Source organism: Marivirga harenae (genome assembly GCF_030534335.1).
GTDB classification, from domain to species: Bacteria; Bacteroidota; Bacteroidia; order Cytophagales; family Cyclobacteriaceae; genus Marivirga; species Marivirga harenae.
The window spans coordinates 421,081-447,507 of record NZ_CP130565.1 but is presented as its reverse complement, the minus strand read 5'-3'; the positions used below and the strand labels follow the sequence as shown (position 1 = coordinate 447,507).

The window sequence follows — 26,427 nt, the reverse complement described above, 5'->3', positions numbered from 1 at the left end:
AACCTAGAACCTAGAAATAAAAATCTGAAATTCAGACTTCGTTGTCTAGATTCTAGAACCTAGTATCTAAAAATCTAAATTATGAAAGAACAGTTCACCATATCAATTTATACAGAGAACCTGATAGGTATTCTGCACAGGGTAACCACTATTTTCACTCGTAGACATATCAATATTGAGAGTATTACAGCTTCTGAAAGTGAAGTGAAGGATATTCATCGCTATACATTAGTGGTGAGTTCAACGGAAGATCAAATCAAAAAAATTGTAAAACAAATTGAAAAGCAAGTGGATGTTTTTAAAGCTTTTTACCATAAAAATGATGGCATAGTATATCAAGAAATGGCGCTATACAAGATGCCGACTAAGTTATTATCTCAGACTAAAGAGGTGGAATATATTGTTCGAAAGCATCATGCTAGATTATTAGCAGTAGAGCCTGATTTTACCATTATTGAAAAGACAGGCTTCAAAGAGGAAACGCAAGAGCTTTTTGAGCAATTAAAGCCTCATGGCATTCTGGAATTTGTTCGCTCAGGCAGGATTTCCATTTCTAAACCAATGAAAGAATTTCAGGAATACTTCACAGAAGTGGAGGAAGCCTCTCGACTGTAATTAATAATTAGTAATTACGAATTAATAATTAGGTCAGTACCGAAGATCAGCAATAAGTAGAAAATTGACAATAGACAGTTGACAAAAAGTGATAGCAAACTGGTGAGCTTGATTACAACCTTTTGTCAACTGAATAGGCCTCTGGCCTATTATTGTCGACTGTCAACTTAGCGAAGAAAAGTAACAAACAGAATTAAATAATAAACCCGTCTAGGTTCTATAATCTAGACTCTAAAATCTAATAAAAATGGCAAAACTAAAATTTGGAACAGTAGAAGAAGAGGTCGTAACGCGACAAGAATTTCCTTTAGAGAAAGCACAGGAAGTATTGAAAGATGAAACGATTGCCGTCCTTGGGTATGGAGTTCAAGGCCCAGGTCAAGCATTGAATTTGAAGGATAATGGATTCAATGTAATTGTAGGGCAACGAAAAGGTTCAAAGAGCTGGGACAAGGCAGTTGCTGACGGCTGGGAACCAGGTAAAACGCTTTTTGAGCTGGAAGAAGCTGCTGAAAAGGGGACTATTCTGCAGTATTTATTATCCGATGCAGGCCAAATTGCACAATGGGAGATGGTGAAAAAGCATCTGAGCCCAGGCAAAGCACTCTACTTCTCTCACGGTTTTGGTGTGACTTATAAAGATCAAACAGGGATAATACCACCGAAAGATGTAGATGTTATCTTAGTGGCCCCTAAAGGATCAGGTACCAGCTTAAGAAGATTATTTGTAGAGGGAAGAGGTTTGAATTCCAGCTTTGCGATTCATCAGGACTCTACCGGGAAAGCCTGGGAAAGATGTGTGGCCTTAGGAATAGGCGTAGGCTCAGGTTATTTATTTCAAACAAATTTCCAAAAGGAAGTTTACAGTGATTTAACTGGAGAGAGAGGAAGTTTGATGGGAGCAATTCAAGGATTATTTGCTGCGCAATATGATTTATTGCGCAAAAAAGGGCATTCACCGTCAGAAGCTTTCAATGAAACAGTAGAAGAAGCTACACAATCTTTATATCCTTTGGTGGCTGAAAACGGAATGGATTGGATGTACGCCAATTGCTCCACAACAGCGCAACGTGGTGCATTAGATTGGTGGAAAAAATTCAGAGATGCTGTAAAGCCTGTTTTTGAAGAATTATATGATTCGGTTGAGACAGGGAATGAAGCAAAATTGACCATCACCGCCAATGAAAAACCTGATTACAGAGTGGAGTTAGAAAGGGAATTGGATGAATTGAAAAATTCTGAAATGTGGCAAGCCGGTGCTGCAGTCCGAAAGCTAAGACCTGAAAATGCATAAAATATTTAATAATTTATTTTAGGTCGTTGGCTATCAGTGGCATTAATTATTTTAGTGAACATTGCCTTAAAGAATAAAAATGAACCTGGATGTCCCTATCGGGATGACTATAATGCTATAAAGTTAAGGGAATTACTTTGTCGATTTTTTTCGCTTTAAGCGAAAAACCTATTGTTTTCTTTTGCCTCTTTTGTGGTTGAAAATAAATCTCGTTAGTATCTACTAATGTCAGCAAATTCCTACCACAAAAGAGGCAATAGAACACAAAGGAAAATAACCAAGGTTATTTTTTAGGCTGACAGTAAATGATATACTTCAAGCATAACTTAGTAGCATTCGGGATCCTTATGACCTTATTGATTTTTTATTCATGATAAAGTAGAATCTACCCGGCCAGAGGGCTGAAGTATCAATTAAAAAAAGTAAATATTATTTCATTTAGCAATTTATATCTGAAAGATGTCTGAAATCCTAAGAGCATACTACCCAAAAATAGAAGCCATACAAAGTGCCGCGCAGAAACTAAAAGGTGTGGCACTTCAAACCCCTTTGACACCGAATTTAGGTTTATCAAAAGAGTTTGATGCTAATATTCAGTTCAAAAGGGAAGATTTACAACCCGTAAGGTCTTATAAAATTAGAGGTTCGTACAATAAAATCAGTAGTCTCAGCCGTGAAGAATTAGATAAAGGAATTGTCTGCGCAAGTGCTGGGAACCATGCACAAGGAGTGGCTTTTTCATGTAAAAAACTGGGAGTAAAAGGCAGGATTTTCATGCCTGCTCCAACTCCAAAACAGAAAATTGCTCAAGTTGAAATGTTTGGAGAGGATTTCGTGGAGATAGAGTTGGTGGGCGATACCTTTGATGATGCTTTTCATGCTGCACAGGAATATCAGGAAAAATCCGGAGCAGTATTTATTCACCCTTTTGATGACCCTAAAGTGATTGAAGGACAAGGCACAGTCGGGCTGGAAATTTTACAACAGGCAGAGAACCCAATTGATTATCTTTTTTTGCCTGTTGGGGGAGGTGGACTGTCAGCTGGGGTAAGTAGTGTATTTAAGTCCTTGTCACCACAAACGAAAATCATTGGGGTAGAACCAGCAGGTGCACCTGCCATGAAAACTTCCATTCAAATTGGAGTGAATACTGTTTTGCAGCAAATTGAAAAATTTGTGGATGGAGCAGCCGTAAAAAAAGTGGGAGATTTGAACTTTGAAATCTGCCGACAGAATTTGACTGAAGTTATTACCGTGGAAGAAGGAAAAGTTTGCGATGTGATTTTGCAATTATATAATAAAGACGCCATAGTAGCTGAGCCAGCTGGGGCATTATCCATTGCGGCTTTGGAACAATATGCAGAGGAAATAAAAGGAAAAAATGTGGTTTGCGTGCTGAGCGGAAGCAATAATGATATCACTAGAACAGAAGAAATTAAAGAAAGAGCACTGCTTTACAAAGGTTTAAAGCACTATTTTGTAGTAAAATTCCCACAAAGAGCTGGAGCATTAAAGCAATTTGTAGTGGAGGTGTTAGGTCCCGATGATGACATTAGCCATTTTGAATATACGAAAAAGAATTCCCGAGAAACGGGTTCTGCGGTGGTAGGCATCGAATTAAAAAATTCATCTGATTTCCCTCAATTATTAAAAAACATGAAGCGATTGGGCTTTTACGGGGATTATCTAAATGACAAGCAGTATTTATTGGATTTGGTTGTGTAATTTAGTTCTCTCGATATTTGTTTTACCATGAAAAATGAAAGTGTAAGTTACGATTTTCATGGTATTTTACTTTTTAGCAAACTTTAACAACAAAACAGGAAAGAGAAAAAGTTGGCTAATAACTGCCACTAATACCGCGATAGAAATCAGTAAGCCAAAATAGAATACAGTGTTTAGGGAGGCAAATATCATAGAGCCGAATCCAAGAAATAATAGTAAGCTACTGATTACGATGGCTTTCCCCACCCATTTTAAGGTGCTGTCAATTGCCATTTCAATTGATTGGTTTTTTCCTTCTTTATTTTTCAAAAAGTGGTGTACGAAATGTATAGTGTCATCTATGCAAATACATAGGATAATGGCCGCTAAACTTGCGGTAGCCGTATCCAAGTTAATATTAAACCAACCCATTACGCCAAATACCACCAGCACTGGAAGAAGATTTATAGAAGTGGCTAGTACGGCTAATCGGATCCTTTTGACAATCCACCAAAGGAGTAGGAAGACCATCACGAATGCAGTTAGCAAGCTGTAAACTTGTGTTTTGATCACAAAAGTGATAATAGAGGCGTACATTGGTTGATAGCCTGCTACTGAAATTTGGGTATTATTATCAAAATGCTGATTTGCTAAATCATTTATCTGATTAATTTTTGCAGTCATTTCATTTGCTGATAGCATTTTAGTAAAGAATGTGACCCTGTAAGTATTCGATTCTTCGTGATTAAAACTTTGAAAGAGATCTGTATAGTGCTTTTTCAATTGCAATTCCGTTCTGTTTACCAAGCCTTTACTTTCAATTGCCTGCCGCCATTTTTCATTGTATTCCCTTTTAAATGCGGTTTCATATAATGTGTGAAAACCTAAAGTCCTTTCTATGCCAGTAATGGAGTGATTGACTTCATCTGTCCAGTCAACCGTGTTTTGAAGAAGCTTATTTTTATTTGCATCTGTGGCAGTAATAAGATATTCTATTGGAAGATAAGCTCCATAAATATCTTCTATCATTTTACTGTCTTGATAAACCTCATGATTTTGAGGAAAATATCCCAGAGTATCTGAGTTAGTTTTAATTTGAATTAAGCCCAAAAGTGATACTAGGACAATTAGAGAAGCAATAATTAAGATGGCCTTTTGATTTTTGGATGTAAAGAACTGACTTCTTGGGATGAGCTTTTCAAATGGAAAATATCTTCTATGAATTTTGATGTAGGGTAAAAAAATGGGAGCAAGCAAGAAACTAAATAGCAATGAAAAGAATATTCCAATGGCGGCATACAATCCAAAGTCTTCTAAAATGGACATTGGACTTACATAAAGTGCTAAAAAGCCTGCCATTGTGGTCAAACTGGTGAAAAGACATGGTTTTATGGCTGATCTCATAGCAGATAGTCCGCTTTTGTCTTCGGCCATGTATTTTTGATGCTGGTTGACAATATGCACGATATCCATCACACCCAAGAGGCTAATAATAATGGGAATTAGGCTACTCATCAAATTCAGTTGTAAATCTACTAACCCAAATAGCCCAAGCGTAAAGCAATTGGCTAGAATGATCACAAATAATACATAAAGTAGAACCGAAAGCTGTCTGTAAATGATGATGGTTAATAAGAATATGATTGCGTATGCGATTCCTAAAAATAGTGCAAATTCTTTTTCGGAAAGTTGATTTAAGGCATTATAGATTACTCCAATTCCTGCGAAATGTAGCTTGTCATTATCAAAATATTGGAAGCTTAAGCCTTTAACTTCGGCAATGAAATCAGCTCTTTCGGCTTCGTAATTTTCATATTTTTTTGGCTGTATTAAAATGGCCGCTGCCGTCTGGTCTTGATTAAATAGAATATCACCCAGAGCCGGATTCATTTCTAGAATCTCCTTTCTTTTGTCAATCGTAAATTTTGGCTCTTGAAATCTGCTGAACTGGTTAATCCCAAAAGTATTGCCATTCGGTATTTTTAGATTGGTGGGACTAAATACCTTTTCTACTCTGTCTAGTTTTTCAATGGAATCAGTAAGCTTTTCAAGATTATTTAGAAACTCCTGATCTAATACACTTTTTTCGTTTTTAAGTAGGATGAATAGTAGTTCATCATTACCAAACTTGTCTTGAAACTCATAATACTCAGCTAACTGCAGGTCATCTTCCAGAAACCAGATGCTCAATCGATTATCCACTTGCACTGCCTTTTCAATACCTGACCATAAAAAAGGAATGATTGCAAAAGCAATTAAGAGGGAAATCCAACGGTATTTAATTAGCCAATGCATTTTATAGGTTGAGTTTACTAGCTAACATATTTTTCAGTTTTTTGTATTCAATTTTTGAAAAATGGCGAGGGTCTCGTGGAATTTTCTTTACTAAATACACTTCATCGATACCTTCAATCGCCATTATTTCAGGAGTTACTTTTTCTATGTCTCCCTTAGATTGAGCTTCTATGACTGCATAATTCTTATCCTTTATGCTAAGAATGGTCCCAGCATTGACTCCATCTATCGATGTTAGAATCTGTTCATAAAGAAAGGGTGAAATATAGCCGGATTCATTTTCAATCATAGCATTACAAGGCCCTGTCAGATATAATTCATTGCCGATTTTAAATCCACTATCTCCAGTTCGATGCCAACATACATCTTCGACCCAGATTTTCTGCCTTTCCATAGCCTCCGGATTATTCACATATTCTTTTAAAACATGGGAACCTGAGACTATGATTTCTCCAATTTTCTGGTCCTTCAGACTATTTGTTCTAAGCTCATCTGAATTTTGTATTTTGATATTTTCTTCTTTTATAGGAATTATCAGGACCTTTGCTGCGGTATCTATTGAACCGACATAAAGCCCCTTGTCCTTTGCTATATTTCGCGTGGCTAAATCTAGAGCATTTACACTGCTTATAGGTTCTGCTTCGGTTGAGCCGTATAAAATTTTTGAAGTAGAATTTGGGAATGCCTGGACATAAGTTTTTGCTTCTTCAGGAAATACTGCCGCTCCTCCAGTGAATATCCGTTTAATATTTTGGATAGGTACATTGTGTTCAATCGCATACTGAGCTAGCTTAAAAATGAAATAGGGAGAGGAAGCAATACTTGCCACTTGATGCTTTTCTATCTGTGCAATTACCTTTTCAGCTTTCAAGCTTTCGGGTTTTGAAGCTTTAAAATCAGCAATTACAGAAGTGATCCCTTTGCCCAGGTTTATCATTAAAACGATGGGTAAAACAGGCATATCGACCTTGGAAATTTCAGGATCAATTTTCTTTTCCAATACTGAAAATTGCGCTTTTAGAAAGCCATGCGTTCTTTTAGCGGCTTTAGGTGTGCCACTACTGCCGGTAGTGAATGTGATGAGCGCGGTGTCATTCACATTCGTTGAGATATTTTTTGCAGGAATTCCGTAGTCTTTGTAAGCTACCCCTAACTTGATAGGAATTTTCCGTATTTCAGAAGAAAAGAAGGTCAATATCCTGGCTTTTCTTATTCCGATAAAGGCCGTGCATTCTGCAATTTTGCAACATAAGTTCAGCCTTTTAAAACTTACCCATTCGTCTAAAAATACGGCTGTGGCGCCAATTTTAAATAGTGCCAAAACGATTCGGTAAAGATTAATTCCCATCGGGACAAAGACCAGTACGCGATCACCTTTTGAAATTCCTTTTTGCTGAAAATAGCTGGCAGTTTTATCAATTTCTTGAGCCAATTCTGCAAATGTGATCTGATGATTTTTCTCAATAATGGCTATTCGGTCAGGGTGCCTTTTGGAAGCATCTGCAAAAAGTGAAACGATGTTGAATTGGCCAGCTTCCATCAGAGTTCTTTTGCATACAGAAAGTAGCGATTTATAGGTTTTCCCGCAAATTTGGTGGAGATACTGGAAGAATTCGCATCTTCGTCCATTAAAGCATGAATGATGGATTTGTAGCCGTCTTTTTTAGCTTTTCGATATAACAAACTGCCCATTAATTGACCCAGTCCTCTCCACTTCGGGTCAGGATGGCGAGCTATGGTTTTGATGATCAACCGCTTTTCATTTGGGTTTAACAAATCGTCCATGCAAAAGAAAAATGCTAGAAAATTACCATATTCATCTTCTGCTATTCGAGTATATTCCTGATTTAGGAAATTGGAAGTACTCATATATTTAACTACAAATTCTTCCTTCTCCAGTGGAGTAAATAAAAAGTTGCTAGCAAATGCTTGATGGACTAATTGGTGTAATTTCATTAAATCACCAGCAAAATCATCCATATTAATTGAGCGCACTTTCACTTTTAAAGATTTTTGTAATTCAATCAATTCACTTTCCGGTTCTAAAGAATCTGTCGGGATTTCTTCCACCAGCTTACTGTTGTAATTCCTGATAGGCTGAAAAGCTGCATTTAAAAAGTGTTTTTGATAATAATTCAGGTGATGAGGTTCCAAAAAGAATGGGGAATTGGTGCTTTCCGCAAAACGGTATGTGCCCCAAGTACTTCCGTTCATAGGCCCTAAAAGGAATTTTGCTCCTAACTTTTTGGCGTCTTCAGAAACTTGATCAATTAAAATTTGTACTGCTTTCGGGTGATTTTCGGCTTCATAATTTCCGATGCAACACGTTGGTTGGTTTTGAAAATTCAAATTAGGGTTTTGGTATAAAGCAGCTCTTGCAAGAAGATTGTTTTCCTCTTCCACTCCATAAATGGCAATCAAATTCTTAAAATCAAAGTCTTCCGGAACCTTCCATTTGGGACTATCTTCAGGATAAATTCTTTTTGGGAAATTATGGAATCTGTTGAATTCAGCCGATTCGGGAGATATTTTTTTGATTTTAAGACTCATAAAATGAATTTTAAGATAATGATGACTATTAGCGGGATGCTGAGGTTGTCAAATCCTTTTCCGCTAATGGTTTCAGTCAAACTAGATAAGACAGCCACTACAGCGCTGTATAGAATTATATTGAATGTATTGAGATTCGTCAGCATCCACATCAAAATGCATGATAAGATCAGGCAAGATCCCATAAAACCAAGAGTTCCTGAAAGCGATTTGCTGCCTCTTTTGTATTTGCCAAAAGGCTTTCTTTTTCCCGCTAATGCCGCTATAGGATCACAAATAGCTAAAGTTAGAATGGGTAAGTAGAAAAAAAGTATTTCCTGATTGAAGCTGTCATAAGCATAGAAGCAGCCGTAAACTGATATTGGATATAATAGGCTTCCATAAGAGGTGCGATCAATAGCATTAATCGATTGCAGAAAATTAAACCGCATGCTTAAACTCAGGAGTAATAAGAAGCTGCTGCTAAGTAGTAAAACAGACCAATGGCTAGTCAGTAGAATTAGAAATAGTAGGGTGATGATTCCGGTACCGATATGTGCGATTTTTCGGGTGAGTTCGACTTTCCATTTGAAGCGATGGTACAATAATTCAGTCATTCCAAATAGGAAAAGAAATAATAATGCCAGTAAAGAAATCGCCATCAAATCTTCTTTCATTTCCGTTGCTCTATGAGTATTTGGTGATAGAAAAAGCCTTTGTCTTTTTGCGTTAAATCATCTGACAATGAAGCTTGAAAGACTAAATCCTGTGGAAATTCTTTAGATAATTGGCGAGCTACCATCAAATTCCAGTAAGCGATTTTACCTTCTTTTTTTAATCCATTGATTAACTCTTTGCCAGTATTTTGAAATGTCTCTACATCCATATATTCAAATATGTTGGATAAATTCATGTAGTCAAATGCATCATATTGACCCATTGCATCTTGTGCATATCCCTCAAAAAGCTTTAGTGCACCCAATTTTCTTTTGATGTTCTCATAATTTTCTTTTCTCAGGTAATACGGTAAATGGACACCGAATTCTCCTGTTAAGTTGTAGTTTAGAATGAAATTTTGTTGAGCGCTTTGGGATTGCAATTGCACTTCCGCCTTACGGAAAATATATTCTGCTACGGGAATTTCAACTTGCTTTAAGAATTCAGGATCTCTTCCGAATTTTCCCATTATGGCTTTACTAAAGAATAGCTTGAATAGCATTCGCCACCGCCAGCTATTCCATTTATTTTTATAAAAATCTATTTGTGCCAATTCAGACTTTTCTTGAAATAGCTTTTGGATTGTTTTTTTGGAGTGAATCAGTGGAAGTATTTTTTGGCTGAACAATTGGAAATACTGTTCAAATTTCCCCTGATGAATAATTCCACGCTGGATTTCATTCGACAATTGGTCAAAATAGGATCTAGCCTCCGCACTTAGCTGGGATTGTAATTGAGCATAGGTTTCTAATCGTTTTTTATCAGAATGGAAACCTAAAAACTGCAAGCATTCTTCGCGTTCCAAATTTTTGATGGCCACCTTTTTTAATTCGCATAAGTGTAATTGTGATTTGCTGAGATCAACTGCTAGCAGTAGCTCGGGATCAGTGGAAAGTAAAGCAAAGCTATTGTCTCCTGCAGAGGCAATGGACAAAATTTTACTGCCCGCTTTGGGATTTAGTCCTTCCAAGAGAATATCGGCATCTTCCCAGCAATTAGCATAGCGGATTTTACTGAAGTCAACTTTTTCAACAGCCTTGCTCATTTTGATTCAAGGATTTTAATAATACCTGAGCTTCCGTCCATCAGCACTTCATCTCCAGATTTTAATTGCTTCAGTAATCCTGAAACACTAACGATACATGGAATCCCCATTTCTCTGGAGACAATAGCAGAATGACTCAACAAACTTCCTCTTTCCACTATGATCCCCGAAGCCGATGGGAATAATGTAACCCATCCCGGGTCGGTGCTGGACGTGACCAAAATATCTCCATTTAAACTATCAACTTCCTGCGGATGATTTACTTTTCTGACTTTTGCCCTGACTTTTCCAGGGCAACATCCAATTCCTTTTAGTTCACCGTCAATTGTACTCTCTTCCTCTTGCCCGGCAATCTCACTGCTATATACTATTCCATTTGTAGCAAATCTTTCAGGTGGCGGATCCTCTTTTTCGAATTTTGCATATTCGGCTTTTCGGATCGCGATGTTTTCCTTTAAATCAGTAAATACTCCTCTTCCTTCAATAAATCCCTCTATTTCCGCTTTGGTCAAATAGAAGATATCTCGTGGATGAGTGATTAAATCTTCCTCATAAAAACGATTTCCAATAGTTGAGAATAACTTACGTACAATGCCAAACGCCCTGGTTCTTTCATAGCGCAAGTTTTCCCTGCCGCTTACCATTTGTCGGGTTTTAGTCAAAATATATTTTAACCACCATTTTTTGATTGGCTTGAATTTTAGCTTCGATTGAATTTCTTTTTCAGCATTGGTTCGCAACTCTTGCTCAAGATTTCCGGAAGTAGATTTGACTGAAATATTTTGATTGACATAGGACTGCAAGATCTTGATTAGTTGCTCTGGAGCCTGCTCATAGGATAAGGTTTCGAGCTTCAATTCGCCCACACATCTTTCTCCAAAATCATGGATATATTCATCAATTTGATTTCGAAGGCTAATGATATTTGCGTCATTCTCTTCTGCTTGCAATTTTTGCCATACCTTTTCTGGAGCATCACTGAAAAATACTTTTAAACCCTCATTTTGATTAATGAAAGTTGCAATAGCAATGCTCCTGTGGATCGGCTGAGTGGAGATGATATCCGCACTTCCGCACAGCAAATCATTATGAATGTTGGGATTTTCGCTTTTCAAATATTTGACTGTGCTTTTTTGCAACATGCCAAACCAAATCATGGCAAAAAAATCATTCAGCAAAGGAGCTTTCCATTCGTTGAGTAATTTTTTCTCAAAATCCAGATATAAACTCAATAATTCAGATGCAGATTTATTTTTATAGTCAATGGATTTATACTTGCTGATAGTTTCTTCCAATAATTGCATGAATTCTGCCCGTTTTTTGGGCAGCGAAAACATGCGCTGAAGCATTTTAAATACTGTTTTGACAATCGACCAATAGGCTTGACCTTTTGAGATAATATAGTCTTTAGGAATGTCAAAGCGCTCTTTAACTCCCATCATGGTTTCCATGTAGCGTGCATTCAAACTGTAGCCGGGCAACATGGCCAACATCAAATACCAGGTTTTTAGATTATAATATACTCTGCCTCTTATTAAACCTAATGTGTTTTTAAACACTTGCTGGTTTTTAGCAATTACTTTGGGATCAACGCCCATATAAGCACTGAAAAGCTGATAGGCCTGTTGATAGGATTGACTTATAAATGAAAAAGTCAAAGGTGTGGTCACTCCGGGATAAGATTCAATAATGTTGCTATTGTCCCAGAGGATATAGTTTTCTGCAATAGTTTTTTGCTTTCCTGTTGTAATCGGTCTGCTTTGCAATATATATAAGCTTCCATTTCGATAGGCGAACTCTATATCCTGTGGGCCGCTAAAACTCTCTTTTAGTTGGGCAAGCGTTGCTGAAATTTCTAATATGTGATTTTGTTCTAATGTAGTCTGACTTTGTTTATTTTCATCTAGTGCTACTTTTTTTAACCCCTGACCTGCTTCATGATCGACTATTAACTGATGTGTTTTTTGAGCTAATTCTGTTTTGATGCCTTCTGAACTAATGTGAAACATATCAGCATTCAATTGCCCAGAAACCAAGCCTTCACCAGCACCAAATACAGCATTGATGACTTGTTCATTTTCATCACCATTGGCAGGGTTGGCGCCAAAAGCAACTCCTGAAACATCTGCTTCCACCATTTCTTGCAAAATAATGGCTATGGATAGATCCTTATTTTTGATGCCTTTTGAATTCATATATTGCTGAATCCGTTCGGAATAGGCAGATTGCCAGACTTTTCGAATGGCAGATTGGATTTCTGTCACAGGAACATACATAATGCTTTCAAATAAGCCAGCAAAGGAGTATTCCTTTCCATCTTCTATGGTAGCGGAAGAACGTACTGCTAACAGTGTGTTTTCATCAAAATGAGAATTAATTTCACTAATGATTTCATTTGAAAATTGATACTGCTGAATGTTATTGATGATGGATTCTGTACTTGTTAAGTTTTCCTTGATCGATGCCTGCAGTTCATCTGCAGGCAGAATAATAAATTTTGGGACTTGAAAACCTTGGTTTTTGAGCTTTAATAAATTAGTGCCTTTTCCTCCTGTTTTATCTAAATCAATTTGATCAATATCGTTTTCAGTGATGATGTTCATAACTCACCGATTAAACGTGAAATCATCGGGCCAGCTCCCAAAATAAGGTACATGGCAATGGTCCAAATGGCAGAAGCATGTTCAATGAATTTTGCTGTTTTAGCATCTTTTTTTCCTAAAAAAAGGAAAGCCGGGAAAAGACAAATCATAAATACAAACAATAAAATCATATAGATTTCCATGCTATAATTTGCAAAATAGGAAGCAGCAAAACTGAGCAGAAGCGTAGCAAACAACACCACTATCCATAAATAAATGGCTTTCGGAATTCCCAGCATGGAAGTGTAGGTGAGTACACCCTCCGATTCTTGCTCTGGAGTTCTTATTTTTCTGCCTACTTCCAATACAATTCCGTTCATATAAGATACTGCAAAGAAGAAAAGTAATCCGACTGGAGCTTGAACACCGGCTACAAACCAATCAAAGCCGCTTGCATAAACATCTATAAATGGAATAATGAACATATGAGAGGTGACATACCAGAATTGATGCTTTTTCAACCATTCAGGAATGAAAAATTCTTTTGTCATCAATAACAAATAAATAATGACTCCAGCATATAAAAGCAACATCTTCGGAAAGAAAACAGTATTGATGATGATTTGAGCTATAAAAACAAGCCAGCCGATAATCGCTAATTCTTTCAATGAAATCAGTCCCCTTGGAACTGGCAATTCCTGTCGAAATTTTGCGTCATCTTTTGCATCTTTAAATTCATCTAAAATTCGGACTAAAAGGAAGAGGGTAATGGTAGTGAAAATTCCTAGTAAATATTTTTCCGTGCTGACAAAGCCTTCAGCACCACGGCTGATTCTTGAGTAGGAGATGGCTGAAAAACTAAATACAGCCACTAAAATACCATGTCCTAAAATTGGGAAACGTTCTTTTTGATAGATATACAATCTCTTTAAAAATGAGGCTTTGTTTTCCGCTTCTTTACTGTGTTCATTGATGATATAACCACTCATTTTGTTCTTCCTAGTTTTTGGTGCGCAGCTGTAAAATGACCAACCGATAGTGCGGCCGCAATAGATAATTCTCCAGCTAAAACAACAGCACCACAGATTTCAGCAAATTTTCTAGCCTTACCTTCTCCATAGCAGTCCATTAATTCTAAGCACTCTTTTTGAGTAGGCAGACCGGTTCCGCCTCCAATGGTACCTACAATTAAATTAGGTAAAGTGACACTAGCATACAAATTGCCACTTTCATTTACCTCCATTCGCGTCACGCCAACTGCGGCTTCTGCAATGCATGCAACATCCTGACCTGTTGCTAAAAACAGGGCTGTTAGACCATTGGCATAATGACCTTGCGCCCCAATGGCACCACTTTGAATGGTTCCCAAGGTGGAGGTTTTCCAATATTCTTCCATCTCTTTCGGGCTGCTCTTCAGTACATCTCTAACTATAGACTCTGGCAAGGTAATTTCCGTTGTAACTTTTTTGCCCCTTACACTCGAGAATGATAGAGAAGTAGCTTTTTTATCTCCGGAGTAGTTGCCTTCTACGTACCATTTAAGAGGTTTAATAGGACTATTTGCTAAAATGAATTGGCAAATATGATCCGTACAAATGGTTACCATATTCTGTCCTGATGCATCACCCGTTTCAAATTCAAAAGTCAAAATGAGGTGGTTGCCTTCTATATTGGAGCTTATATCCTGCAATTGAGCAAATCGACTACTTTTTTGGACTAACTTATGGAAATGAGCAGTTTGCTCATAAAACCAAACCAAAAAGCTGCCCAAATCTCCTAGATTATCAAATTTAAAAACAGGAGATCTTTTGACCGATTCAATTAGGCAAATAGATGTAGCGCCTCCAGCCAGCGTACATGCTTTTGCCCCTCTTTGGTAAGAAGCTACTAAGGCACCTTCGGTTGTAGCAAGCGGGACATAAAAATCGCCTTGAGCTACTGATCCCACTACTCTCAGTGGGCCTATCATTCCGGTTGGAAGCTGAATGCAGCCTATAAAATTTTCAATATTTCCCCTGAAATCTTCTGCGGTAATCTTCTCGCTTTCTTGAAATAAATTTTCAGGATTTCGCTGTAAATAATCTTTGATGAAGGCTTTTCTTTTTGAAGAGCCTTCATCGCTTACTGGGAATTCAATAGGGAAATACTGATGGTCTTCTACAGTTCCTGATTTATTCTTCACCTTTTTTATCAGCTCTGGAATGTCATGGAGCATATTTAAGGTTTGGAGTGCCTTTTGGGTTCTTTTGCTAGATGAAGACATAAGTCGATATGTTGGTTCGTTTACGTAAAAATCTAAGACTACTGGTTCAAGAATAATTGTATATAAAATATTCTATTTGATGTTTATTTTTTTATGACTAATCAAATAGGCCTGATTTCAACTAAGTAAATGTAATTTATTCCACTAATAAATCATATTTCAATTTGAAAATTTTACTGATGTATATAATCTAGGTGTAGACCTATAATTTAATAGTACCTCTATTTAACTGATTGATCTTTTAGCAAACATTTCTATGCTTAATTCAATTGAGATGTTTTCCATACTTTCAGTTCTAATTTTTTACCGCCTGATACTCTTCAAATTCCTCTTTGATTCTTTCGGCAATTTCATATGCTGAAGAGCTATCCAAGAAATACTTGCTTAATTTCATATAATTTATAAAACTGGTTAATTCGACTACTTCCAATCCTGTAAGTGAAGCAACTAATTCCCTGTTGTATTTTTTATTTCTAATAATTGAGTCGTCAAGATCAGCTTTAATCCTATAGTATTTAACTTTTTCCTTAGTACGTTTTCCGCTAAACTTATATTTTATACCGCTAATATCTCGATCGTAAAGCGGAGGGATCTCAGACCGAGCTTTTCCTGGCGTTACGCCAAAGGGAATGAATTGATCATTGTGCTGCATAGGCATTGCAATTAATTTTTTACGAAAGTCGTTTGCAGTTTTAGGTAGGTTGCTAACAATCACCTCTTCAAGTTGAATTAGATTTGGTTTTAATAGTATGGAGACTTTATCGTTTCCGTAATAGATGAATTGTTTTGAAACATAATTAATGTTGCTTACCATTAAAGTATCAGCGGTTTCACCTTCAATTCTAAAATTTCCTAATTCAGAGGAAATGGCCATCAAGTTTTTGCTAATGTTGACAATATGGGCACCTTCAATTCCTAAGCCGTCTTCTTCAGATTGGATGATCCCGGTAATATGTTGTGAGTATGATTCATGAATTGTACAAGAAAGTAGTATAAAGCTTAGCAGATTTTTCATTATGCGACTTGTGGGTTGACCAGCGAGTTGTATAAGTAACTTCTAAGCTGTTGTCTATATTATGTAAGTATATAATTTAAGATGGACGGGCGAAAGTGATTGTATAACAAACAGCAATATTATTGATTGCCTTAACTCCTCTAGAGCAGTGAATGAAATAGAAATTAATTGCTCTTGAAAGCTATTATTATTTACCTGCGCCTCATCTCTGGCTACCTTAGCAAGGCTCGGCTCATCCAATTAGCATCTAACATAATATTTTGTTATATCTATTATAACAAAATTTCATAAAGCTAAAATCGAAATTGTAAGTTATAATTATATAATTTTCCATTTGAATATTATATGTAATCTGAAAGATGTATAAATGGAAGTATATATGAAAAAAGCATTAATTCTTAGTTCGATTTTAGTTTTGTTGTTTTCTTGTAGCGATACCGAGACAAAGAAAATATCATCTATAGCAGTAGAAATGTCGGAAGAATATCCAATGGAAGGCTCTAACACGCTTACAGGTATTTGGCAGGTCGACTTAGATGGGATTGATATTAACAATATAAGGAATGCCAAAGTGAAAGCTATTAGGGTAGAGATGGAAAAACCGAAAAAGTCGGATCTGTTGGAAGGAATCATAATGCAGTTAGCAGCCTCGGGCACTGACATGCAAAGAGTAGCTGTACTTAATCCTGTCGAGACAAACCTGAGTTCATTTGAAATGTCAATCGCAGACGAGCAAGAGAATTTAGTGGCGCTGTTAAAACAAGACGAGATTACGTTTGTAGCAGATGTGAATTTAAAAGAAGAACCTTCTAGTGGTTTTTCAATAAAGGCTCAAATAGAATTTGAAGTAGAAGTTAAACAATAGATAAAATTTGTATGAAAAAGTTAATTATAGTTTTACTAGCAGTATCAGCAATATACGTTTCAAGTCCTATTCAAGCTCAAGAGGCCAAGGATGGAGATGCTCTGATCGGAGTTTGGGAGCCAAGTCATGGGAAGGCAAGAATCAAAATTGATAAGATAGCTGATAAATACTACGGTCGAATTGTTTGGCTGAAGGAACCTAACGATCCTGAAACTGGAGAGCCAAAACTGGATAAAAATAATCCCGATGAATCTATGCATTCAGCTCCGCTTAGAGGCTATCGGATGCTGAAAGATTTCGAATATCAAGGCGATGGAGTTTGGACGGAAGGGACTATTTATGATCCTGAAAACGGGAACACCTACAGCAGTGAAATTACACTGAAAGATGATAATACCCTTGACATCCGCGGTTACATTGGAATGAAAACCTTTGGCCGGACAGATGTGTGGAAGCGCCTAATTATTAAGAAATAAATAAAGGTCTATACAAGAATTATGAAACACTTATCTTTATTAACTGTGCTTTTTTTTGTACTCTCGACATCATTTGTGAAAGCACAAGAAGAAGGAGAAGAGGAAGAGATTGATTGGGACGCGTATGGCGAAGTAGAATATGCTGGTGGACAGACTAAATCTTATGCGAATGCTAAGATAGTGGGATTGAGTCCTGCGAAGTTCATTACGATAGGTTACGAACAGCAATTTCCCTATGATTTCAGCTATTCAAATATCGAAAAGGATGCCTATGCTTTTGATCAGGATCGTAAAGAAGCTATTGATAATAATTTAGCTGAGGAGGGTCGAATCGGTTACACTGGAGGCTTAAGAATTAGCGCTAATATTCCGGTGATATCTACGAATTCTTTCATTTGGCAGATGGGAATGAATTATATGCAGTCTGCATATCGCTTTCAGGATGATATTGGAGCTGAAGAAGGAGGCCTAAGAGAACAACTAAATGGGAGAAGTTTACATACCACTGGCCTATTTACTACATTATATAAGCCCTTTAATGAAACAACTTTTATGTTGTTGCAAGCACAGGCTGATATGAGTGGTGATTACAGTTTAAGTGATTTGGGAGACCAATATTTGAGATACTCTGCGGCTGCTTTATTTGGTAAGCGACCTCACGATAGATTACAGTGGGCATTGGGTATTAGTAGAACGTATCGGGTAGGTGCTCCTAACTACGTTCCGATCATACTCTATAATTACACATCACAAAACCGAAAATGGGGAATTGAGGCGCTATTACCCGCAAGGGCATTTTACCGATATAGTATTAATCAAACTAACCTGTTGTTGGCAGGCTTTGAATTGGAAGGCGGAAGCTACCGAATTGGAGGTTTATCTAACCCAACTGCTGGTGAAATTAGTAGTTTTGAAATCCGAAGAGGCGAAATCAAGGCGAGGCTTGAATACCAAAGGAGGCTAGTAGGATTTTTTTGGTGGTCAGTGCAAGCAGGTGTAAGGATTGATTACTCTTATGATGCAGATTATTTGGATGATGGTGCAGAAACTTTAAGAGTGTTTGGTATTGCAGGGGAGGCTCCTTTTTCGATGAGAAATTCATTGGGACCTGCACCATACTTTAACTTCTCTATAAGTTTTGTGAGTCCGTAAATTTGTTTTTGACTAACGAGGCTACAAAAAAAGGCTTAGGTGATTAATCACCTAAGCCTTTTTTACTAAAACAATTTTTTAATTTAATCAGCTATTTTCAAAGTTAAAACTGGTCTTTTAGAATGATTTACTACGTCTTCAGCTATACTTCCGCTTAAAAGGTGCATCAGCCCTTTTCTTCCGTGCGTGCCCATTGCTATCAAATCAACATTTTTCTCTTTAGCAAATTCTAAAATTCCTTCTTCCTCATTGATTCCATTATGAATATGCTTTTCAGCCTCTAAGCCTATTTTCTTCATGTACTCATCCATTCGCTTGCCTGTTACGGCAGACGATTCGAAATTATTTGGGGTATTGACTTTCAGCAAGTGTATCTTAGCATAAGAGAGATGTGCAATTTCCTTTAATTTGGAAGCTAATTCCTTGTCATCATTCTTTAGAGCACTTGCAAACACAATGTTGTCAATATTAGCCAAACTAATTTCCTCTTTTAATGTTAGCACTGGACACTTAGCATTTCTTACTACTTTTTCAGCATTAGAACCAATTAGAATTTCATCAACGCCACTACTACCACTAGTTCCCATTATAATCATATCGGGCTCATATTCATTTACAATTGATGAAATATTATAATAGGTGTTTCCAGCCTTTAATTCGGTGTTTAGATTAACGCCCTCTAGCAATTCATCTTCTTTAAGGGCCTTCAATTTTTTCTTTCCGAGTTCAATCATTTTCATGACGAATACTCCTTCCATACCATCCACATTAGTGGCTTCCCCCATAGTATTGAAAGATGTTTGGCCTGGAATTTCAACAACGTGTAATAGTATTAATTCAGCATCAGTTTTTTTGGCAATTTCTACTGCTAATTTCAGTGCGTATTTAGCTTGGTCTGAAAAGTCGGTTGGAACCAATATTTTTTTCATAGTGATATAGTTTTCTTTAGTTGTTCAATTAAATATACGAATCTTATCTTAAAACGATTAAAAAAGTGCTATGAATTATGTCTTACAAGTCTAAAATTGAGATTCCAAATAAAATTACAAATAGCAAAGTAGACAAAGCTAAAATTTTAAGCTGTGGATCAAATTCCTGTGAAGTATTTGCTTTATACATGTTTGATAAATGCTTTCCAAATAAGAAATAACAAAAAAACAGGTAAAGTATAGTTTTGTAATTGTTTGTTAATAGTAAAAAAATAATTGAGGAGATTAAACCACTGATGATAATGAGGCCATGATAAACTTTAGCCTTATCCATTCCGATCCGAACAGGGATACTGTTTTTTCCAGCAGCTTTATCTGATTTAATATCTCTTATATTATTTATATTCAAAACGCCAGTAGCAAATAATCCACAACTAGCCGCAGGTAATAAAATTAAGGCTTCAAAACTTTGTGCATGAAGGAAATAAGTCCCGCAAACACCTAATATGCCAAAGAAAAGAAACACAGAAATATCGCCCAATCCACTATAACCATAAGGCCTTTTTCCATTAGTATAGGCAATGGCTGCAGCGATTGCCGCTAAACCTAGGCCCAGAAAAACATAAAATGTTGAACTACCAATTCCCACTGAAAAATACAGAAGCATTATGCCGCTTATGAAAGATAATGCGGTAAAGACTACAATTGAATTGAACATAGCCTTAGAAGAAATACTTCCGCTTTGGACACTTCTTTTGGGACCTTCTCTGTCTGCACTATCAGCGCCATGTATGCTGTCTCCGTAATCATTAGCTAAGTTAGAAAGTATTTGAAGAAAAAGGGTCGTAGTTAAACTTAGTATACAAACAGCTAAACTGAATTGACCATAAAAGGCAGCTAAGAAACTACCCATTCCAATACATGATAAAGCCAATGGTAAAGTCCTTAGCCTAAAGGCTTCTAACCAATTTTTGAGCATATTTATAGTTTTTCAGCAATCTCACCAGGGTTGACAGATGAAGGATAGAAACTAATTTTCTCGCCACCTGCTAAAACTAGATACTTACAGAAATTCCAAGTCGGTTCTTTGCCTGTCTTATCATTCAGAAATTTGAAAAGAGGGTGTTGATTTTTGCCTATTACGTCCATTTTGGAAAACATTGTGAAAGTAACGCCATAATTTTTCTGACAAAAGCTGGCGATTTGTTGGTCAGACCCAGGCTCTTGTCCTCCGAAATTATTAGCTGGAAAACCTAAAACGGTTACTTCATCGCCAAATTCTTCATGTAATTGTTGTAAATCAGCATATTGTGGGGTGTAGCCACATTCGGATGCTGTATTCACGATTAATAAATTCTTGCCTTTGTACATTGAAAAATCAATCATTTCTCCTTCCAGAGACTGTACTTGAAAATCGTATATACTCATAAGTTTTTCAGTTTCTTGTAATGGTGTGAAAATAGATAAATTCAGCCAAAGAAACAGAATTTGATAGTGAATGTTCATACTTAGCTATATTAGATACAAATTATTTTATTCTGCTTTATTTCGCTAAAATAATCAAACTGACAATTGAAAACTGTAGATTTTTACCAACTAAAAAAGTGGTCCTTAAGTTTATGTATATTGTCGAATTTTTACATCTTAACTAGTTTCGGGCCGACCTCTTATACCAAGCTAGTTTTTTATTTACTATTCTGAACTGTTTCTACATTTTTGTCGGCACTTCAGCACCCAATAAATTCATTGATTTCTCAATAGTTTCAGCTACGATTCTAGAAAAACCAATTCTAAAAGCTAGGGCTTCTTGATCAGATTCATTAAAAATAGAAACCTCAGAATAGAATTTATTATAGGCTTTCGCTACTTCATAAACGTAATTGGCAATTATTGATGGCGCATATTCTCTGGCTGCTTCGTCAACTTTAGCAGGAAAATCTACTATCAATTGCAGTACATTACCTTCAGTTGGTTCTAGAGAATTCAGCTTTTCACTGACTTTAGGCTGAATACAAATTTGCTCAGCCTTTCTTAAGATCGCACATATTCTAGCATGAACATATTGAATAAAAGGACCTGTATTGCCTTGAAAGTCTATAGATTCCTCAGGATTGAACATCATTCGTTTCACTGGGTCTACCTTTAGGAGATAATATTTCAAGGCACCTAATCCTAATTGACGATACAGTTCTTGAGCTTCCTCTTCATTGAAACCGTCAATTTTACCCAATTCATCAGTTCTGCTTTTGGCAGTCGCGAACATATCCTCCATCAAATCATCTGCATCTACCACAGTACCCTCTCTAGATTTCATTTTACCAGTAGGTAAATCGACCATCCCGTAAGACAAGTGATAGCAGCTTTTTGCCCATTCATATCCTAGTTTATCCAAAATAATGAATAATACTTTGAAATGATATTCCTGTTCATTTCCCACCGTATAAATCTGTTGTTCAATTTTAGGGAAATCTCTATACCTTAAAATTGCAGTTCCGATATCTTGGGTCATATACACCGATGTTCCGTCTTTTCTAAGTAACAGCTTTTCATCTAGTCCTTCCTCAGTTAAGTCGATCCAAACAGATCCATCTTCTTTTTTATAGGCCAGGCCTTCTTTTACTGCCCGAAGTACTTCATCTTTACCTAAGGAGAAAGTTTGAGATTCGTAGTATAGTTTATCGAAATCCACTCCCATGGTTTTATAAGTGTTTTCGAAACCCTTATAAACCCAGCCATTCATTTTTTCCCATAATGCATAGGTTTCAGGATCTTTTTGCTCCCACTTCAAAAGCATTTCTTGAGCTTCTTTCAATAGTGGAGCTTCCTTTTCTGCTTCTTCTTTGGTCTTTCCTGCCTCCATCAATTCAGCAATCTGGGCTTTATACTTTTGGTCGAAAATTACATAATATTTTCCGACCAGTTTATCGCCTTTCATTTTGGCTGATTCAGGCGTTTCACCTTCACCAAATTTTTGCCAAGCCACCATGGATTTGCAAATGTGAATTCCTCTATCGTTGATGATTTGTACCTTATGCACCTTATTCCCATTTGCTTTCAATATTTGGGCAACGGAATAACCCAAGAAATTATTTCTTAAGTGTCCCAGGTGCAAAGGTTTGTTTGTATTAGGTGAAGAATATTCTACCATTACTTCCCTTCCTGTTTCAGCTTTAAAGCCAAAATCAGGAGTCTTCATTATGTCAGAAGCTAACTGCAACCAAACTTTGTCAGCAAATACAATATTCAAAAAGCCTTTTACCACATTAAACCTATTGACCAGCTCTGAATTCTCTTGCATATATTCACCGATTGCTTTTGCAGTTTGCTCTGGGTTTAATTTGGAAAACCGTCCTAAGGGAAAACAAACTAAAGTGTGGCTTCCTTCGAATTCTTTCCTGGTAGGCTGGATTTGTATATGTTGTTCATCCAAATCCTGTTCAAAAAGAGCTTTGAATGCTTTTTGTGATAATGCTTTTAGTTCTTCTGTTAAATTTAACATGATAGAGGGTGATTTATAATATATAATGAATGATTATGCTTTAGGTAAAAATACTTCTGCCATCATGCATCTGGCACTTCCGCCACCCAAAGCTTCGATCGTATCCAATGAGCTACTTACAATTTCGCAATACTTTTCAATCCTTTTTATTTGCACCTCACTTAATATTTGATGGGCAGCTGAGGACATCACCAAGTATGGTTTTCCATCCGTTCCATTTACTTGCAACATATTCCCAGCAAAATGATGCTTTTGATCTTCGCTGATTTCAATTACCTCTTTATTAGTTTCATGTAGACTTTCAATAACAGCTTTTCTTTCTTCTTTATCATCAATAGAATCTGCACAAAGAATGGCTAAATCATTGGCAATGCACATCATAACATTAGTATGGTAAATTGGTAACCTTTTTCCTTCCACTGTTTGATTTGCAGTAAATTTTATGGCTTTGTAGTCAAATTTATTACAAAACTCATCTAATACTGTTTCATCGGTCCTCAATGAAATAGCTATATAGACAATCTTATTGGGACGATCTAAAATCATGCTTCCAGTGCCTTCCAAAAATCGATTATCTTCTTCATGTTTAGAAAAGTCGATAATTTCGCTGATCTTCCTTCCTTCTTTTGTCTGCAGCTTTTCTAGAATATCCGGTCTTCTTTCCAATCTTCTGTTTTCCGCATACATCGGGTATAAACCTACTTTTCCATCTTCATGAAAAGAAACCCAGTTATTGGGGAAAATGGAATCAGGTGTGCTTGGTTCAGGAGTATCTTCCACTACAATGACATTAATCTTTTTGCTTCTCAACTTTTTAACAAAATCGTCAAATTCCTGAGCAGCTTTTAGTTGGATATCTGATGCACTTAATCCTGCAATAGACTTTTGATAATAATTATTCACTGCCGTTTGTTCATTGAATCTGAACTGAACAGGACGTATCATCATTATTGTATCTGTACTTTGTTTATTTTCCATTTGACTAAAATTTCAAAAAGATAAAAATTATTTATTTAGCTCTTTCGAGTGGCAATGTTGAACATCTTAACAAACCTTCCATTTTGGAAATTTCTGCATAAGGTACTTTTTCCACAGTATATCCTTTGGCTTCCAAAAGCCCAGCTAATCGAGTGAAGTTTCTCTCCAGTACAATCACATTCGGACTGATAGAAAAAACATTAGAATTCATTTCATACATCTCATCTCTGGTGATGTGGATTAAATTGTCTTCGCCAAAATAATCTACCAGATATTGGTAATCTTCGGCAAATTTGAATCCATCTTTATAAATAATAGCTTGATTTTTTCCGATAGGCTGGAAACAACAGTCTAAATGAAGGGCATTGTCTTTTGCTACTTCATCAGACTTGTTAAGTTGAAATCCCTTAACTTTTTTGTTAGGGAACTCACTAGCTAAAAAATCTAAACCAGCTCGGTTAGTTCTCGCTACTATGTATTTTTCGAAATCTTCTTTTTCAGAATAACCTACAAAAATATGGTCATTCCATGGCATTACGTCCCCGCCTTCTACTCTCACATTTTCTGGTACCGAAACAATTTGATTTGGATTTATTTTTTCCAATATATATTGAATGCCCTTTATCTCCTCTTTTCTGTCCTTAAGAATTCTAGGTTTTATGAATTTGTCTTCTATAACAAATCCAATATCTCTTGAAAAAATCTGATTGTAATCTTCAATGATTTCAGGCCGGTAAACTTTCACCCCATGTTTTTCCAGAACATTTGCAAATGCTTCCATTTCTTCAACCATATCAGCTTCTTTAGGGTAGGTTCCAGCAGCTATATGTTCTTTTGATTTAGGATCGTAAGCATCATCTAAATTAGGAACATCACCTATCCCTCTGGCAGTCCCTAATATCACAGCCCTCAATGGGGAAGTCTCATCATTTACAAATACATTAATCATAAAAAATATTGAATTATTTAATCAAAAAACCCGAATGTTTCAGCGTTAAAATTTTAGTTTTGCAAAGATTGCAAATATAATTCAATATTGCATTTCAACACCGTACTAAACTTTAGTTGAATGAAGAGTTACATAGATTTAATAGAACAAACCTTTTATTGGCCACAAAAAGAATTTACCGTAGAGGATAACGCCTTGAAATTTCATGATGTCCCTTTGATGGATATCATTGAAAAGTATGGCACACCGTTGAAATTAACCTATTTGCCCAAGATAAGTCAGAACATAAACCAAGCAAGAGAGTTTTTCGCTAATGCATTTAAAAAATTGAATTATAAAGGAGGTTATACTTATTGCTATTGTACCAAATCTTCTCATTTCTCTTTTGTGATGGAAGAGGCCTTAAAAGCGGGGGTCCATATGGAGACTTCTTCTTCCTTCGACATTCCGATTGTAAGAAAGATGCATGAAAAGGGTTTCTTGACCAAGCAGCATTATGTGGTGTGTAATGGGTTTAAGCGCCCACTTTACAGACAATACATTAATGGGTTAATTAATGACGGATTTGAAAATGTTGTACCCGTATTAGATGATTTGAATGAATTGGATAGCTATGAGGCCGAGGCTAAAAAGCCTTATAAAGTTGGGATAAGAATAGCTTCTGATGAAGAGCCTACCTTCGAATTCTATACTAGCCGATTGGGAATACGCTACAATGATGTAGTAGATTTATACCAAAATAAAATAGCTAAAAGCGAGAAGGCAAAGCTAAAAATGTTGCATTTTTTCATCAATACAGGTATTAAAGATACGGCTTACTACTGGAGTGAATTAGGTCGATTTATTGATAAGTATTGTGAGTTAAAGAAAATAGCACCCGAATTAGATACTATTGACATTGGTGGTGGTTTTCCGATCAAAACTTCCTTGGGTTTTGAGTATGACTATCAATATATGGTAGATCAGATAGTGGAAAATATTCAGTGGATTTGCGAGAAGAACAATGTTGAAACTCCGCATATCATGACCGAATTTGGCAGTTATACAGTAGGCGAGAGCGGTGCTACGATTTATTCCATATTAGATCAAAAGTTGCAAAATGATAAAGAGTTGTGGTATATGATCGATGGCTCTTTCATAACGCATTTGCCTGATGTTTGGGGTCTAAATCAAAAATTTATTTTGATGGCTGTCAATAACTGGAATGAACCCTTTCATAAGGTTAAAATGGGAGGACTCACTTGTGACTCCATGGATTACTACAACTCAGAAGCACATTCATTTGAGGTGTTTCTACCTAAAGTTGAAAGAAATGAAAAACAATATGTTGGGTTTTTCCACACTGGTGCATATCAAGAATCATTGGGAGGATATGGAGGTATTCAACATTGTTTGATTCCAGCACCGAAACATGTATTGGTTAATAAAGATGAGAACGGAAAAATCAGTACTAAGCTCTTTGCTGAAGAGCAAACCAGTGAAAGTATGCTGAATATTTTGGGATATTAGAACTATTAATC

At 36.5% G+C, this 26,427-nt stretch carries 22 protein-coding genes; 7 read left to right on the top strand and 15 right to left on the bottom strand.

Annotated features, from left to right (window positions below; genetic code table 11):
* Positions 1–81 precede the first annotated feature (81 nt).
* The 3 genes from ilvN (at position 82) to ilvA (ending at position 3,634) form a co-directional block, all read left to right on the top strand.
* Positions 82–615, top strand: a complete 534-nt coding sequence (gene ilvN / locus Q3Y49_RS01950; protein ID WP_303270535.1) for an acetolactate synthase small subunit — start codon at positions 82–84, stop codon at positions 613–615.
* A 247-nt stretch (positions 616–862) separates the two neighbouring features.
* Positions 863–1,909, top strand: coding sequence for a ketol-acid reductoisomerase (gene ilvC / locus Q3Y49_RS01945; RefSeq protein WP_303270534.1), 1,047 nt, complete (start codon positions 863–865; stop codon positions 1,907–1,909).
* A 459-nt stretch (positions 1,910–2,368) separates the two neighbouring features.
* Entirely contained in the window at positions 2,369–3,634 is a 1,266-nt protein-coding gene (gene ilvA / locus Q3Y49_RS01940) for a threonine ammonia-lyase IlvA (protein ID WP_303270533.1), read from the top strand.
* A 66-nt stretch (positions 3,635–3,700) separates the two neighbouring features.
* Here the strand turns inward: ilvA and Q3Y49_RS01935 are convergent, their stop codons facing one another.
* The 9 genes from Q3Y49_RS01935 to Q3Y49_RS01895 form a co-directional block, all read right to left on the bottom strand.
* On the bottom strand, positions 3,701–5,908 hold the full coding sequence (locus Q3Y49_RS01935; protein ID WP_303270532.1) for an efflux RND transporter permease subunit: 2,208 nt from the start codon (positions 5,906–5,908) through the stop codon (positions 3,701–3,703).
* A 1-nt stretch (position 5,909) separates the two neighbouring features.
* On the bottom strand, positions 5,910–7,448 hold the full coding sequence (locus tag Q3Y49_RS01930) for an AMP-binding protein (RefSeq protein ID WP_303270531.1): 1,539 nt from the start codon (positions 7,446–7,448) through the stop codon (positions 5,910–5,912).
* The gene (locus Q3Y49_RS01925; protein ID WP_303270530.1) at positions 7,448–8,458 is read right to left on the bottom strand and encodes a hypothetical protein; all 1,011 of its coding nucleotides are present in this window, start codon (positions 8,456–8,458) and stop codon (positions 7,448–7,450) included. Before Q3Y49_RS01925 ends, Q3Y49_RS01930 begins: the two co-directional genes overlap by 1 nt.
* The gene (locus tag Q3Y49_RS01920; protein WP_303270529.1) at positions 8,455–9,114 is read right to left on the bottom strand and encodes a diacylglycerol/polyprenol kinase family protein; all 660 of its coding nucleotides are present in this window, start codon (positions 9,112–9,114) and stop codon (positions 8,455–8,457) included. The genes Q3Y49_RS01925 and Q3Y49_RS01920 overlap by 4 nt, the downstream gene beginning before the upstream one ends.
* Positions 9,111–10,199, bottom strand: a complete 1,089-nt coding sequence (locus Q3Y49_RS01915; RefSeq protein ID WP_303270528.1) for a BtaA family protein — start codon at positions 10,197–10,199, stop codon at positions 9,111–9,113. The genes Q3Y49_RS01920 and Q3Y49_RS01915 overlap by 4 nt, the downstream gene beginning before the upstream one ends.
* Positions 10,196–12,802: a PEP/pyruvate-binding domain-containing protein gene (locus Q3Y49_RS01910; RefSeq protein ID WP_303270527.1), complete on the bottom strand. Its 2,607-nt coding sequence runs from the start codon at positions 12,800–12,802 to the stop codon at positions 10,196–10,198. Before Q3Y49_RS01910 ends, Q3Y49_RS01915 begins: the two co-directional genes overlap by 4 nt.
* Entirely contained in the window at positions 12,799–13,770 is a 972-nt protein-coding gene (locus tag Q3Y49_RS01905; RefSeq protein WP_303270526.1) for a UbiA family prenyltransferase, read from the bottom strand. The genes Q3Y49_RS01910 and Q3Y49_RS01905 overlap by 4 nt, the downstream gene beginning before the upstream one ends.
* Positions 13,767–15,044 (bottom strand): hydroxymethylglutaryl-CoA reductase, encoded by a 1,278-nt coding sequence (locus Q3Y49_RS01900; protein WP_303270525.1) that lies wholly within the window; start codon positions 15,042–15,044, stop codon positions 13,767–13,769. The genes Q3Y49_RS01905 and Q3Y49_RS01900 overlap by 4 nt, the downstream gene beginning before the upstream one ends.
* A gap of 295 nt (positions 15,045–15,339) precedes the next feature.
* Entirely contained in the window at positions 15,340–16,059 is a 720-nt protein-coding gene (locus tag Q3Y49_RS01895) for a peptidase associated/transthyretin-like domain-containing protein (RefSeq protein ID WP_303270524.1), read from the bottom strand.
* 379 nt (positions 16,060–16,438) lie between these two features.
* Between Q3Y49_RS01895 and Q3Y49_RS01890 the strand changes: the two genes are divergently transcribed.
* Genes Q3Y49_RS01890 through Q3Y49_RS01880 form a run of 3 tightly spaced genes read left to right on the top strand, consistent with a single transcriptional unit; the run spans position 16,439 to position 18,552 of the window.
* A complete protein-coding gene (locus Q3Y49_RS01890) occupies positions 16,439–16,924 on the top strand; it encodes a hypothetical protein (RefSeq protein WP_303270523.1) in 486 nt (161 codons plus the stop codon).
* 11 nt (positions 16,925–16,935) lie between these two features.
* On the top strand, positions 16,936–17,400 hold the full coding sequence (locus tag Q3Y49_RS01885) for a DUF2147 domain-containing protein (RefSeq protein WP_303270522.1): 465 nt from the start codon (positions 16,936–16,938) through the stop codon (positions 17,398–17,400).
* Between the two features lie 21 nt (positions 17,401–17,421).
* Positions 17,422–18,552 (top strand): DUF6268 family outer membrane beta-barrel protein, encoded by a 1,131-nt coding sequence (locus Q3Y49_RS01880; protein ID WP_303270521.1) that lies wholly within the window; start codon positions 17,422–17,424, stop codon positions 18,550–18,552.
* 83 nt (positions 18,553–18,635) lie between these two features.
* Here Q3Y49_RS01880 and Q3Y49_RS01875 read toward each other — a convergent pair whose 3' ends face one another.
* The 6 genes from Q3Y49_RS01875 to Q3Y49_RS01850 all read right to left on the bottom strand — a co-directional run bounded on the left by Q3Y49_RS01875 (position 18,636) and on the right by Q3Y49_RS01850 (position 24,907).
* Positions 18,636–19,481: a universal stress protein gene (locus tag Q3Y49_RS01875; protein ID WP_303270520.1), complete on the bottom strand. Its 846-nt coding sequence runs from the start codon at positions 19,479–19,481 to the stop codon at positions 18,636–18,638.
* 82 nt (positions 19,482–19,563) lie between these two features.
* Positions 19,564–20,460 carry a 1,4-dihydroxy-2-naphthoate polyprenyltransferase gene (locus Q3Y49_RS01870; RefSeq protein WP_303270519.1) on the bottom strand — a complete coding sequence of 299 codons (897 nt, stop codon included), beginning with the start codon at positions 20,458–20,460 and terminating at the stop codon, positions 19,564–19,566.
* Between the two features lie 2 nt (positions 20,461–20,462).
* Positions 20,463–20,987, bottom strand: a complete 525-nt coding sequence (locus Q3Y49_RS01865) for a glutathione peroxidase (protein ID WP_437439976.1) — start codon at positions 20,985–20,987, stop codon at positions 20,463–20,465.
* Positions 20,988–21,189: 202 nt separating this feature from the next.
* Positions 21,190–22,980, bottom strand: coding sequence for an arginine--tRNA ligase (gene argS / locus Q3Y49_RS01860; RefSeq protein ID WP_303270517.1), 1,791 nt, complete (start codon positions 22,978–22,980; stop codon positions 21,190–21,192).
* A gap of 33 nt (positions 22,981–23,013) precedes the next feature.
* The gene (gene ctlX / locus Q3Y49_RS01855; RefSeq protein WP_303270516.1) at positions 23,014–23,958 is read right to left on the bottom strand and encodes a citrulline utilization hydrolase CtlX; all 945 of its coding nucleotides are present in this window, start codon (positions 23,956–23,958) and stop codon (positions 23,014–23,016) included.
* A gap of 31 nt (positions 23,959–23,989) precedes the next feature.
* The gene (locus Q3Y49_RS01850) at positions 23,990–24,907 is read right to left on the bottom strand and encodes a dimethylarginine dimethylaminohydrolase family protein (protein ID WP_303270515.1); all 918 of its coding nucleotides are present in this window, start codon (positions 24,905–24,907) and stop codon (positions 23,990–23,992) included.
* Positions 24,908–25,027: 120 nt separating this feature from the next.
* On the opposite strand from Q3Y49_RS01850, the gene Q3Y49_RS01845 reads away from it, so the two are divergent.
* Positions 25,028–26,416 carry a type III PLP-dependent enzyme domain-containing protein gene (locus tag Q3Y49_RS01845; RefSeq protein ID WP_303270514.1) on the top strand — a complete coding sequence of 463 codons (1,389 nt, stop codon included), beginning with the start codon at positions 25,028–25,030 and terminating at the stop codon, positions 26,414–26,416.
* Positions 26,417–26,427 lie beyond the last annotated feature (11 nt).